Source organism: Sphingobium limneticum, from assembly GCF_008710165.1.
Classification (GTDB): domain Bacteria; phylum Pseudomonadota; class Alphaproteobacteria; order Sphingomonadales; family Sphingomonadaceae; genus Sphingobium; species Sphingobium limneticum.
Window position 1 is genome coordinate 1 of record NZ_VYQA01000006.1, and the last position, 12,018, is coordinate 12,018.

At 63.4% G+C, this 12,018-nt stretch carries 10 protein-coding genes and 1 pseudogene; 1 reads left to right on the forward strand and 10 read right to left on the reverse strand.

The window, feature by feature from the left end:
* Window positions 1-131 (forward strand): annotated as a pseudogene (locus F4U95_RS09310) (IS5/IS1182 family transposase); the annotation flags it as partial.
* A gap of 139 nt (window positions 132-270) precedes the next feature.
* Here the strand turns inward: F4U95_RS09310 and hisD are convergent.
* The 10 genes from hisD to F4U95_RS09360 form a co-directional block, all read right to left on the reverse strand.
* Window positions 271-1,587, reverse strand: coding sequence for a histidinol dehydrogenase (gene hisD, locus F4U95_RS09315; RefSeq protein ID WP_060978295.1), 1,317 nt, complete (start codon window positions 1,585-1,587; stop codon window positions 271-273).
* 63 nt (window positions 1,588-1,650) lie between these two features.
* On the reverse strand, window positions 1,651-2,091 hold the full coding sequence (locus tag F4U95_RS09320; protein WP_060978294.1) for a YqaA family protein: 441 nt from the start codon (window positions 2,089-2,091) through the stop codon (window positions 1,651-1,653).
* A 34-nt stretch (window positions 2,092-2,125) separates the two neighbouring features.
* Window positions 2,126-2,821, reverse strand: coding sequence for a VIT1/CCC1 transporter family protein (locus tag F4U95_RS09325; protein WP_060978293.1), 696 nt, complete (start codon window positions 2,819-2,821; stop codon window positions 2,126-2,128).
* Window positions 2,822-2,940: 119 nt separating this feature from the next.
* On the reverse strand, window positions 2,941-4,962 hold the full coding sequence (locus tag F4U95_RS09330; protein WP_211363971.1) for a heavy metal translocating P-type ATPase: 2,022 nt from the start codon (window positions 4,960-4,962) through the stop codon (window positions 2,941-2,943).
* 8 nt (window positions 4,963-4,970) lie between these two features.
* Complete coding sequence (locus F4U95_RS09335) at window positions 4,971-5,453, reverse strand: SRPBCC family protein (RefSeq protein ID WP_062344279.1); 483 nt, start codon at window positions 5,451-5,453, stop codon at window positions 4,971-4,973.
* A 30-nt stretch (window positions 5,454-5,483) separates the two neighbouring features.
* A complete protein-coding gene (locus F4U95_RS09340) occupies window positions 5,484-5,816 on the reverse strand; it encodes a DUF190 domain-containing protein (protein ID WP_060977360.1) in 333 nt (110 codons plus the stop codon).
* A 69-nt stretch (window positions 5,817-5,885) separates the two neighbouring features.
* Window positions 5,886-9,131 carry an efflux RND transporter permease subunit gene (locus tag F4U95_RS09345; RefSeq protein WP_060977359.1) on the reverse strand — a complete coding sequence of 1,082 codons (3,246 nt, stop codon included), beginning with the start codon at window positions 9,129-9,131 and terminating at the stop codon, window positions 5,886-5,888.
* Entirely contained in the window at window positions 9,128-10,285 is a 1,158-nt protein-coding gene (locus tag F4U95_RS09350) for an efflux RND transporter periplasmic adaptor subunit (RefSeq protein WP_060977358.1), read from the reverse strand. Before F4U95_RS09350 ends, F4U95_RS09345 begins: the two co-directional genes overlap by 4 nt.
* On the reverse strand, window positions 10,282-11,550 hold the full coding sequence (locus F4U95_RS09355) for a TolC family protein (RefSeq protein WP_060977357.1): 1,269 nt from the start codon (window positions 11,548-11,550) through the stop codon (window positions 10,282-10,284). The genes F4U95_RS09350 and F4U95_RS09355 overlap by 4 nt, the downstream gene beginning before the upstream one ends.
* A gap of 51 nt (window positions 11,551-11,601) precedes the next feature.
* Window positions 11,602-11,970: a hypothetical protein gene (locus F4U95_RS09360; RefSeq protein ID WP_060977356.1), complete on the reverse strand. Its 369-nt coding sequence runs from the start codon at window positions 11,968-11,970 to the stop codon at window positions 11,602-11,604.
* Window positions 11,971-12,018: the final 48 nt, after the last annotated feature.

The window sequence follows — 12,018 nt, forward strand, 5'->3', positions numbered from 1 at the left end:
GGTTCTTCGCTTGGGTCAATCGAAACCGCCGTCTGGCCAAGGACGTGGAAGCCACCCTCAAATCCGCCGCAGCCTTCCTCTACGCCGCCGCCGCCATGCTCATGCTACGCCGTTTGGCTCGGTCAGCGTGAGTTTCGAAACCGACTCTAAGAAGCCCAAGGTCCAATTCAACATCACCCACGTAGCGCAAACAATTCGCATTCGCAACAAAAGGGACTTGCGTTCATCAATATTGCATCGTCAAATGGGAAGAGCGCATGTTCGTGCACCTTAACTCCGATTGTAAGAACGGCTATTCCATTCAAGACGGCGACCCACAGATGCAGCATGGGCGGGCAGTCCTTCAGCCTCGGCAAGGGTCACGGCTGCACGACCGAGTTCTCGTAAAGCCCGTTCGTCCAGCTCGATAACGCTGGTGCGCTTCATGAAATCAAGCACCGATAGTCCTGAGGCGAACCGCGCCCGGCGCCCTGTTGGCAGGACGTGATTGGGGCCAGCGATATAGTCGCCGATAGCTTCCGGCGTATGCTGGCCGAGAAAGACCGAGCCAGCATGTGCGACACGGTCAAAAAGATGGCGAGGTCGAGGGGTGGCGATCTGGAGATGTTCGGGCGCAAGCGCATCGATGAGTGGTATGGCATCGTCGAGAGCAGGGACGACAATGATCGCGCCATGCGCTTCCCACGAGGAACGCGCCACCGCCGAAGTGGCGAGGGTGCCGAGTTGCACTTCGACCGCCGCAGCGACGTGGTCGGCGAAGGCCCGATCGTTGGTGATGAGGATCGACTGGCTCGTCGGATCATGTTCGGCCTGACTGAGAAGGTCGGCGGCGATGCAATCCGCATCGTTCGCTCCATCCGCCAGGACGACAATCTCGGATGGACCCGCGACCATGTCGATTCCCACGACACCGTAAACCTGCCGCTTGGCTTCGGCGACCCAGGCATTGCCCGGACCGGTGATGACATCGACGCGTGGGATCGACCCAGTGCCGTAAGCCAGCGCGGCGACCGCTTGTGCACCGCCAATCGGACGCACCTCGTCAATGCCGGCGAGGTAGGCCGCCGCCAGCACCAGCGGGTTGGCGATGCCATCGGGCATCGGGGTCGCCATCACCACGCGACTTACGCCCGCAACGGCGGCAGGAATCGCGTTCATCAGCACCGATGAGGGATAAGTGGCTCGGCCCCCCGGCACATAGATACCGGCGCTTTCCACTGCCCGCCATCGCGCGCCGAGCCGGACGCCAGCACCGTCCACATAGTCGCTGTCCGTGGGCAACTGCCTTTCATGGTAGGTGGCAATCCGCCGCGCGGCAAGTTCCAGGGCCATACGCAAGTCAGGGTCGAGGTCGCGGAACACCCTCTCGCAAACGTCGCGGCCGATCGTCCATCCGGTCTGGTCGAGGTCGTGCCGATCCCACTTCCAAGTATAGGCGCGCAACGCATCGTCGCCGTCCCGGCGAACAGCCGCGATCACCTCGCGCACGACCACCGAGACATCCTCGTCGGCTTCGCGCCGCGCTTCCACCAGTGCGTCAAAATCCAATTTGAAATCAGGGGCGTCCGCAAAAAATCTTCGAACCATGCTTCACACTTCCACTTGTTGGGCGCTGAATTTGGTGAGGCGACACGCAGCAGCTTTCGCAGATTACCGCACAGCCTCGACCGCGATCAGCAGCACGGCATAGCGCCCGCCTTTGGCCAGCAACACCAGCGGCAGGAAGACCCGTAAAGGCGTGCGTAGCAATCCGGCCGCAAAGGTTAGCGGATCTCCTACAATCGGCGCCCAGGAAAGCAGGAGAGACCATTTGCCCCACCGGGCATACCAGCAAACGGCCTTCTCGACCGTGGCGGCCTTGAACGGAAACCAGCGCCGGTCGCGCAGCCGTTCGAAACCGCGTCCGAGCAGCCAATTGAAAAGCGAACCGAGCGTGTTTCCTGCCGTCGCACTTAACAGCAGCAGGAGCAGATCGTATCGCCCACTGATCGCCATCGCCGAGAGCAGGATTTCGGACTGTGCAGGCAGCAGGGTCGCGGCGACGAACGCTGTCACGAACAACCCGGCATAGGGCGCCGCTATAGCGATCATCGCGATCGACAGAAGGCATAGCGGTTCGCATCCTTCACTGCACAGTCGTGCCGAACAGGTGGCCGATGCCCGCCGTGGCTGCCAGCGCGATCGCGCCCCAGAAGGTCACCCGCACCGCGCCACGCCACATCGACGCGCCGCCTGCCCTTGCGCCGATCGCGCCGAGAATGGCGAGGAGGACGAGCGTCGCGATCGTGATTGCGATGACCAGCGAGGCGCGCGGGACCACGCCGACCATTAACACCGGTATGATCGCACCTGCGCAGAAGGTTGCCGCCGACGCCAGTGCCGCCTGGATCGGCCGTGCCGCCAATTCGGACGTGATGCCAAGCTCGTCACGCATGTGCGCGCCGACCGGATCGCTGCGCATCAACTGCTCGGCGACCTGGACGGCGAGGTCGGGTGCAAGCCCGCGCGCTTCATAGACAGCGGCCAGTTCGCGGCGTTCCTCCTCGGGGTCTGATGCATGTTCGCGCGTTTCGCGCAGCCGGTCGGAGCCTTCGACATCGGCCTGACTGCTCACCGAGACATACTCACCCGCCGCCATCGAGATTGCGCCGGCGATAAGCGCTGCGACGCCGGTCAGCATTACCGTCGACGAACTCGTCTGGGCCGAAGCGATGCCGACCACCAGGCTGGAGGTTGAAATGATGCCGTCATTAGCGCCGAGCACTGCCGCTCGCAGCCAGCCGACCCGCTGCACCAGATGCCGTTCGCTCGGATGTCGCATGCCTCAGTCTCCCTGCCTCGTTCGCGATGGGCATCCAGTGAGACGCCCATGGCGCGGACTGTTTCCGCACTTATGCCCGAAGGACTCAGCACTCGGTGGCCAACGCCGAGACCCCTCCATCATGCTTCCGCAATCCTGACGCGCAGAAGCTTGACCGAATTAAGGAACACGAGAACGTCTGGTCCCAGATGGATGAACGCCGCCTGGATTGGTCCAATCCAGCCCATGAGCGCGGCGGTGATGCCAAGCACATGGACCACTCCGACACCGACCCAGAGATTTTCCTGGACGGTCCGATAGGCGCGACGCGCGATAGTGCGCGCGCCAACAATCTTGCCGAGGTCGTCGGTCATCAGTGCGATGTCAGCGGCTTCCAACGCCGCCTGCGTGCCGCCGCCGCCCATGGCGATGCCAATGTCGGCACGCGCGAGTGCCGGCGCGTCGTTGACGCCGTCACCCACCATCGCAACCTTATAGCCGCGCTTCTGCAAGTCGGCGATCATGGCGACTTTGTCTTCGGGCATCAGGTCGGCCTTGACCTCATCGACACCCAAGTCTCTCGCAATCGCGTTAGCAGTCGTCTGATTGTCGCCGGTCAGCATGACGATATGTCTGACGCCATTTTCCTTCAAAGCGGCGATGGCTTCTCGCGCCCCTGGGCGCAGCGTATCGGCGATGAAGATGATCCCGCAAAACCGGCCGTCAACCGCGACGTGGACGGGCGTGCGATCCCGATCTTCGACAGCATAGGCGATGGACACGCCGTTCTCGCGAAGTAAAGCCGGATTACCTACGAGAACGGTTCTGCCTTCCACGGTCGCCCTAACGCCTCGACCCTGAACCTGCTCGTAGTTTTCCGGTTCCGGCACTGTGATTCCGTCCTCGGCGGCCGCCTCGACCACCGCCTTGGCCAAAGGGTGGGCTGAGCGGCGATCGGCGGCGGCCGCGATCCGCAGCAGTGTCGTTTCCGAAAAATCTGGATTGGTCACCTTGACGTCGACCACTAACGGCTTGTTGGCGGTCAGCGTGCCGGTCTTGTCAAAGGCGATCGCGTCTGCCTTGGCGAGTTGCTCAAGATAGAGCCCGCCCTTGATGAGAATGCCGCTGCGAGCAGCCCTGGCAATCGCGGCGATCATGACGATCGGCGTCGCCAGGCCAAGCTCTGCCGGCGAGGTGAAGATCAACAAGGTCACGATCTTGGAGACGTCGCGCGTCACCAGAAAAACGACGATCAGGAAGACGAACACGACCGGGATCAGCCATCCCGCGACCTTGTCGGCCAGCTTCTGCACGGGGGCAGCCTCGGCTTCGGCATTTTCGACCAGCGCGATGATGCGGGAGAAGATCGTATCGCCGCCGACCTTTTCGGTTCGGATGTCGAGCGCGCCGGCTTCAACGATGGTGCCGGCGAACACCTCTGCACCCTCCGTCTTGTCCTGGGGGACGCTTTCACCGGTGATCGGTGCCTGGTTGACCGAGGCTCGCCCGCCGACGACCACGCCATCGACCGGGATTTTCTCGCCGGTTCGCGCGAGGACGATGTTGCCCGCCTTGAGCGCCGCGATCGGCACCGTGCGCTCCGACCCGTTATCCCGCACGATCGCGGTTTGGGGCACGGACCCGATCAGCGCCTTGATCGAGGCGCGAGCGCGATCGGTATTGAGGTCGGCAATGAACTCCGCAATGAGAATGATGACCATTAGGACGGCGCCGGCCACAGTTTCGCCGCCGAATATCGCGACAATGGTCGCGATCGTCACGAAGATCTCGGTGCCGATCTTACGTTCAGTTATGAGGTCGGCGAGCCCTGTCCTGACCAGCGGATAGAGGCCGATGACGACCGCAGCCCAAAGCACCTGGATCGGCACAAGCTGTTGCCAATACAGCAGCGCCACCGTGCCGGTAAGCAGTATCCGGCCAATTTCGATCCAGCGTTCCCGTGTCATCAGGTCGCGCCAGGTCGCACCGTCTTCCCGGGGTTCAACTGCCTCACTCATCGTAACGCTGCCTCCTGTCGCTTCATTTTTCCGTTCGCCCGATAGAGGCTCCCGTTTCCCGCACCCTGAGGGGACATTTCGCCGCGAGCGCGGGGGCGAGCGCCCGCGGCGTGGTTCAGACCTCAAGGGGCAGGCCCGAACCAATCTCGATTTTAAGCACCGGAGCGAAAGCCCTTCCTGGCGCGACGCCTGGGTGCAGTTGACGGCCTGCGGAGCGCAAGATGCCGCGCGAGCAAGCGGTCCTCGGCCCTGAGCAACGAACCGAAAAGTCGCTTCGCACCTTTGAGCGGCAGCAAGGATAAAAGCCCCGTGCAGCGGAAACTGTGGACCACGCGCGCGCCTGGGGGGATTGCAGAGAGCAGGTAGCTTTCCTCCAGTGCGAAAAGCTTTCCCAGACCGAAGCGCAGGGCAAAGCACCGCTGCTCATCTACCGTTACAATGCGGGCATCGACGGTTCGGAAAGGCGCATTGCCTGTCTTCATGCGGAACGAATAATCGACCTTTGTATCCGACGTCAGCGAACCGGTTATTCTGACGAAAGGATGCCAGCGAGGGTAATCGTCAAACCTCGTGATGGCGGTCCAAACCCGCGGAAGCGACGTGTGGATGACGGTTTCATTCTCGACGGTGAACATGGCTCAGCTCCCGACGTCTCGACGGCCTTTTCAGGCTTGATCGTCGCGCGCGCCGAGCAATGTCTCGACCGGCGCGATCGTGATGAGCCCGATGCTACGTATGGTGTTGATCTCCGTCACGAACGTCCGAAGGCGCTCGTCTTCGTCGACGATTTCAACGACCAGGGGATCATTGCGATCGAGGAAGCCAGAGGCATGAATCAGTTTGGAATGCCCGAAGCCGACACGCCCGTTCAGGACCGTCACTCCAAGCAGTTTATGCGCTTTCGCCTTCTCCAGAATCACCTCGAACACGGGACGGTCGCCGCTCATCGCCAGTTCATCGGTGAAGATACGGAGCAAGGAATAGGATTTGGCTGTCATAACGCTGTCCTCTCTTCGTTTCGTGTCGAGGGGCCGACGACGTTTGCGGTTCGCCGCCGGCCCCTCTTGCTAGTTGGCCGGCAAGGGCTCATGCGGCTCTGCGCGCTCATCCCTTTGCCCGCGCCCGGCCATGTAGCGGGACATGAGCGCAGTGATCGCCGGCAGGACCAGCAGGGTGAGCGCCGTGCAGGTGATGAGGCCCCCGATCACGACTGTCGCGAGCGGACGCTGCACCTCGGCGCCGGTGCCCGTGGCGAGCGCCATCGGCACGAAGCCGAGGCTGGCGACCAATGCGGTCATCAGCACTGGCCGGACACGTTCCATCGCGCCGCCGATGATCGCTTCATCCTCATCGACGCCATCGTCACGCCGCTTTCGGATCGCGCTCATCATGACGAGGCCGTTGAGCACGGCGACGCCCGACAGGGCGATGAACCCAACCGCCGCCGTGATCGAGAAGGGTATGCCACGCAACAGCAGCGCAAACACCCCACCCGCCAGCGCCATCGGCACTGCCGAGAACACGATCGCCGCCGGCACGAAGCCGCCGAGCGCCATGTAAAGCAGTGCGTAAATGGCGAGGAAGCAGATCGGAACCACAATCAGCAGGCGCAAACGTGCCGACTGGAGGCTTTCAAACGTGCCGCCCCAATCGGTATACATGCCAGCGGGCAGATTGAGCTGGCCGATCTTCTCCTGGGCTTCGGTGACGAAGCCCCCGAGATCGCGACCGCGCACATTGACCTGCACGACGACCATGCGCTTGCCGTTCTCACGGCTGATCTGGTTCAACCCTTGTGTGTAGCTGAACCGTGCCACCTCGCGCAGCGCGATCGAGCGCGCGACCTCGCCCGGTCCTGCGGGCAGCATGACCGGAATCGCGCCAAGCGTTTCCAGATCGTCGCGCTGCGCGTCCGGCAGTCGCACCACCACTGAGAAGCGCCGATCGCCCTCGAACAGCAGCCCGGCCTCGCGCCCGCCGAGCGCGGCGGCGACGGTGTTCGCCACCTCCTCGACCGACAGGCCGTAACGCGCCGCAGCCTGCCGATCGATCTTAACGTCGAAGGTCGGCGCACCCGATGTTTGCTCTGCGCTGACGTCACCGGCGCCCGGTATCGAGCGAAGGATACCGGCGATCCGGTTGGCCTGGGCACTCATCGCGCCGAGGTCGTCGCCATAGAGCTTGACCGCGACATCCGCGCGCACGCCGGCGATGAGTTCGTTGAAGCGCATCTGAATGGGCTGCTGAATCTCGGTGCGATTGCCGATCAGCGGCTTCATCCGTTCCTCGATTCGCTTAAGGATGTCCTCCTTCGACTTGACCTCGGCCGGCCACTCATCCTCGGGCTTGGGGATGACATAGGTGTCCGAGGCGTTGGGCGGCATCGGGTCGGTGCCAAGGTCGGCGTTGCCGTTCTTGGAAAAGACCAATGCCACCTCCGGTAGCGATTTCAGCGCATTTTCTATCTGAAGCTGCATCTGCGTCGACTGGTCGATTGAGGCCGAGGGCACGCGGAAGTTGGTAACGGTGATGTCCTTCTCGTCGAGCTGCGGCATGAACTCCTCGCCGAGCAGGCCGAAGGCGAATATCGCCGCCACGAACACGCCCGCGCCACTGGCGACAAACGGCAGTGGATGCGCCACCGCTTTGGTCAGGAGTGGCGCGTATTTCTCCTTGAACCAGCGGATCGGCTTCACCTCCGTCTCGCTGACCTTGCCGGTGATCACGAGCGCGATCATGGCGGGCACGAAGGTCAGCGACAGCACGAAGGCGGACGCGAGCGCCACCATCAGGGTGATCGCCATCGGCGCGAAGGTCTTACCCTCGACGCCCTGGAAGGTGAGCAGCGGCACGAAGACCAGGAAGATGATGAGCTGGCCATAGACGGTCGGCCGGATCATCTCCTGTGCGGCGAGTGTGGTTTCCTCCATGCGTTCGGATCGGGTAAGAAGCCGTCCTTCATGCTCCTGCCGCTCCGCAAGGCGTCTGAGCGCGTTCTCCACGATGATGACCGCGCCGTCGACGATCAAGCCGAAGTCGAGCGCGCCGAGACTCATGAGGTTTCCCGACACGCCGAGCCTGTTCATGCCGGTAGCGGTCATGAGCATGGTGATCGGGATCACTGCCGCGGTGATGAGCGCTGCACGGATATTGCCCAGCAGCAGGAACAGGACGACGATGACGAGCAAAGCGCCTTCGACGAGATTCTTCTCGACAGTGGCGATGGTGGCGTTGACGAGCTTGGAACGATTGTAAACGGGCTCCGCGAAGACGTCGGGTGGAAGTGCCCGGTTGATTTCCGTGAGCTTGTCTGCCGCGCTGGTGGCAACGATCCGGCTGTTGCTGCCGGTCAGCATCAGCACGGTCGAAATGACCGCCTCCGATCCCATGCGGCTGCCCGAGCCGGTGCGGACCGCGCCACCGATCTCGACGTGACCGACATCCTTCACACGCACCGGCACGCCGGCGCGCGTGGCTACGACCGCCTCCTCAATGTCCTGGATCGACTTGAGGCGTGCGTCGGCGCGGACAAGGAAACTTTCACCGGCCCGCCGAATGTAATTGGAACCGGCAGAGAGGTTGGCCCGCTCCAGCGAGTCTGCCAGCTCCGTGATCGAGAGACCATAGGAAGCCAGCGCATTGAGGTTGGGTTGGACGAGATACTGCTTCACATAGCCGCCGTTGGAATCGACGCCGGCCACGCCCTGCACCGTCCGCATCTGCGGGCGAATGATCCAGTCCTGCACCGTCCGCAGATAAGCCGCCTTGGCGAGTTCGGTCGTCAGCTTCTCGCCTTCGGGCGTGAGATAGCTGCCGTCCGACTGCCAGCCGGGCTTTCCGTTCTCGATCTTCACGCCCTTCCCGTCGGGATGGCGGAAGGCGACCGAGTAGAAGAAAATCTCCCCGAGGCCGGTGCTGAGCGGCGCCAGATTGGGCTGGACGCCGGCAGGCAGGCTATCCCTTGCCTGGGCGAGCCGTTCGGTCACTTGCTGCCGCGCGAAATAGATGTTGGTGTCGTCGGTGAATACCGCCGTCACCTGGCTGAATCCGTTGCGCGTCAGTGATCGGGTCAGGGTGAGGCCGGGAATACCGGCCAACGCGGTTTCGACCGGAAACGTGACCTGCTTTTCCATGTCGACGGGACCAAGCGTCGGATTGAAGGTGTTGATCTGCACCTGACGGTTGGTGACGTCGGGCACGGCGTCGATCGGCAGTTTGGTGATTTGCCATGCGCCGATGCCGACGATGATGAGGACGAGGAAGGCGACGAACCATCGCCCCCTCACCGAGAGGCTGAGGATACGCGCGATCATTCCGCCGACTCCTTTTCGAGTTCGGCTTTCAGCAGGAAAGCGTTGGTGGTGGCGATCGGCGTCCCGGCCTTGAGGCCGGAGACGATGGCAACGAGCCCGCCGCTGCGGCTGCCGGCCTGGACCGTCTGCGCCTTGAAGCCGTCACGGGTCCGAACGAAGACGACGGTGCGATCCCCGATCGTCTGCACGGCATCCTGCGGCACCATAACGCCATCTTTGACGGCACCGCCGCTCGCAAAAATGCGCGCCTGGACGAGCTGCCCCGGAGCGAGCAAGCCCGCGTCACCCTTCGGCTCGATGACGACGGTCGCTGCCCGGCTCTGCGGATCGATCACGCCGGTCGCGGACCGGACGCGGCCCTCGATGGTGCGGCCGTCGCTGACGGTGAGTTCGACGCGATCGCCTGTGCGCACGCGCCCGGCGTCTGCCGGAGGAATGCTGGCCGTGATTTGCAGACGGCGCGGATCGGCAACGCGGAACAGTTCGGTTTCCGCAGCGACGAACTGGCCGAGATTGGCGGGAGCCGACGTGATGCGGCCACTGACCGGGCTCACCACCGCGACCGAGCGGCCGTCTCTCGACACCCTTGCTGCGCCCGCAGCCGCGCTCGCCCGGCGGGCATCGGCCTGTGCGACGGCGAGATTCGCTTCGGCGGCTTCATAGTCAGCTCTCGGACTCACACCTTGCGCCAGCAAGCCCCGCTCACGCGCGAGCTGGCGGTTGGCGAGCGTGACGCGCGCCGCCGCCGCCGCCTGATCGGCGGCGATCGTCGAAGCATCCCGGCTCTCAACGAGAGCGAGGGTTTCACCTTGCCCGACGGGATCGCCGATCCGCTTGAAGATTCGGGTCACGGTGCCGGGCGCTCTTGCGGTCAACACCGCCTCGGCATCCGGCGTAGCTTCAACCGTGGCGGCGGCCGGGATCGCCGCGTCCAGTTCACCGGACGCGGCGGGAGCAATGCCGATCTGTGACGCGGCGATGCCCTGCTGCGATATGGCTATCGTATCGGTTGGTGCAGCCGAAGCTTGCGACTCCGTTTCTGCTGCCGGAGCAGAGGCGGAAGGCTGCGTGAGGCGCGCGGCACCGAAGCCGAGCGCGGCGGCGGCGACCAGCCCAAGGGCGGCACCGGCATAGAGGCGGTTCTTGTCGTTCATTGGACCGGTTCTCCGGTGATGGTGAGGCCCTGGAGACGGGCGAGATTGGCGCGGGCATCGAGGCGGGCAGCGGCAGCGTCGAGAACGACCCCGCGCGCAAGTCCCAGCCCGTGCCTTGCCGCGATGAGTTCGATCAGGGGCGACTTGCCGGACTCGTAGGCGATGCGAGCAAGCCGGTAGGTCTCGTCTGCCGTTCGCAGCGTCTGTTCGGCCGCTGCGACACGCGCGTCCGCCGCTTCGTTGAGGGCGACAGCGGCGCTGATTTCTGCTTCCAATTCTAGCAAGGTAGCATTTGCCCGCGCTTCCGCGCCGCGTAGCTCCGCCTGGGCGGCGGCAATGTTCCCGCGATTGCGATCGAACAGCGGAAAGGGGACAGTTATCCCCGCGATGATCGCATTGGCCTTGTCGACTTCCAAACGACGGACGCCGACTGACGCCGTCACGTCCGGCACTGCTTGACGCCGTGCCACGATCACACGATGCGCTGCCGCCTCTCGCTCAGCCTTGGCGGCGAGGTAAGGTGCGGTCTGCATCGGGTCCACGGGACCATAGCCGGACCGCGCCTCGAACCTTCCCAGGAGAGGTTCGGACAAGGTAGTGAACGGTGTCGTCTGACCAGCAAGCGCGGAAAGGCGCGCATAGGCGCCGACCCGCTCGGCCTTCGCCGTGTCCACGGATGCCCGTAAAGAATTGACCTCGGTCTCGGCCTGAAGGCTGCGCAGCCGCGCTTCCTTTCCAGCCCCAACGAGCGCGCGTGCAGCACGCAGGTCAGTCTCGGCCTCCTCGACTTCATCTTCCGCCAGAGTGATTCGTCGATCAGCGATCTCCGCCGCGCCGTAAGCGCGGGCAAGATCATAGGCATAGGCCAGGCGACCATCCCTGCTCCTGGCGCGAGCGGCTACGACTCCCGCTTCGCCAGCCGCAATGCGCGCGGAGCGTTTGCCGCCCAGCTCGATGACCTGGTTGAGTTGCAGTGTGCTCTCGGCCCGGTCGAAACCTCTATAGGGCTGTTGACCGGCGATGTTCTCGGTCATCACCCCAATGCTGGGATTGGGCCGTGCCCGTGCTTGCCGGGCCAGGCCCTCGGCGCGTTCGACATCTGCTTCCAGGATCACCTGACGCGGCGCTTCCTGTGTCTCGCGAAAGAGTTCTGCGAAAGGCGGGGCGGTTTGCGCGTTTACACTTGTGCACATCAGGCCGCCGGCCGCCGTGAACAGGCCAAACAGCGCCACGCGAACGCGCCGTTGGCCGATATAATCGGTCATTTGGATTTTCCTTGAGGTTATGCTTGCGGAACGCCGGTCGGCGCGCGGGCATCAGCCTCGTGGGGGACGCAGAAGGGCTTCCGGTAAAAGACCGCTGATGACGAAGTCTTTGGAAACGAACCAGTCGCCTGAAACGGCGAAGAAAGTAGCAGTCATGCCAGTGCTAGGCACGATGTCCGCCAACCCATGAATGACCGTGTGGGTCGCCTTATGAAGATCGACTTCCGGCATGGACGGACTATCGTCATCATGCTGGACAAGAGCGCTTTCGATCCTCGTCTCATCATGGCCGGCCATCGAACTGTGCCAAGCATTCAAGCCGAGCACGTTGAGCATCGCTAGCATGGCCAACAGCGCGCCAACGATGAGGTATCGATTGGCGGCTTTTGCATGAAGGACATGGCGTTGGCCGAGGCGCATCTTCTTTTTACTATCGGCAAATGCGCAAATCGGCAATCCCGACCTTCC

Bases quoted from the DNA above. Each gene is read 5' to 3' on its own strand.
- hisD (WP_060978295.1), bottom strand. From the start codon at position 1,587: ATGGTTCGAAGATTTTTTGCGGACGCCCCTGATTTCAAATTGGATTTT.
- F4U95_RS09320 (WP_060978294.1), bottom strand. From the start codon at position 2,091: ATGATCGCTATAGCGGCGCCCTATGCCGGGTTGTTCGTGACAGCGTTC.
- F4U95_RS09325 (WP_060978293.1), bottom strand. From the start codon at position 2,821: ATGCGACATCCGAGCGAACGGCATCTGGTGCAGCGGGTCGGCTGGCTG.
- F4U95_RS09335 (WP_062344279.1), bottom strand. From the start codon at position 5,453: ATGTTCACCGTCGAGAATGAAACCGTCATCCACACGTCGCTTCCGCGG.
- F4U95_RS09340 (WP_060977360.1), bottom strand. From the start codon at position 5,816: ATGACAGCCAAATCCTATTCCTTGCTCCGTATCTTCACCGATGAACTG.
- F4U95_RS09345 (WP_060977359.1), bottom strand. From the start codon at position 9,131: ATGATCGCGCGTATCCTCAGCCTCTCGGTGAGGGGGCGATGGTTCGTC.
- F4U95_RS09350 (WP_060977358.1), bottom strand. From the start codon at position 10,285: ATGAACGACAAGAACCGCCTCTATGCCGGTGCCGCCCTTGGGCTGGTC.
- F4U95_RS09355 (WP_060977357.1), bottom strand. From the start codon at position 11,550: ATGACCGATTATATCGGCCAACGGCGCGTTCGCGTGGCGCTGTTTGGC.
- F4U95_RS09360 (WP_060977356.1), bottom strand. From the start codon at position 11,970: ATGCGCCTCGGCCAACGCCATGTCCTTCATGCAAAAGCCGCCAATCGA.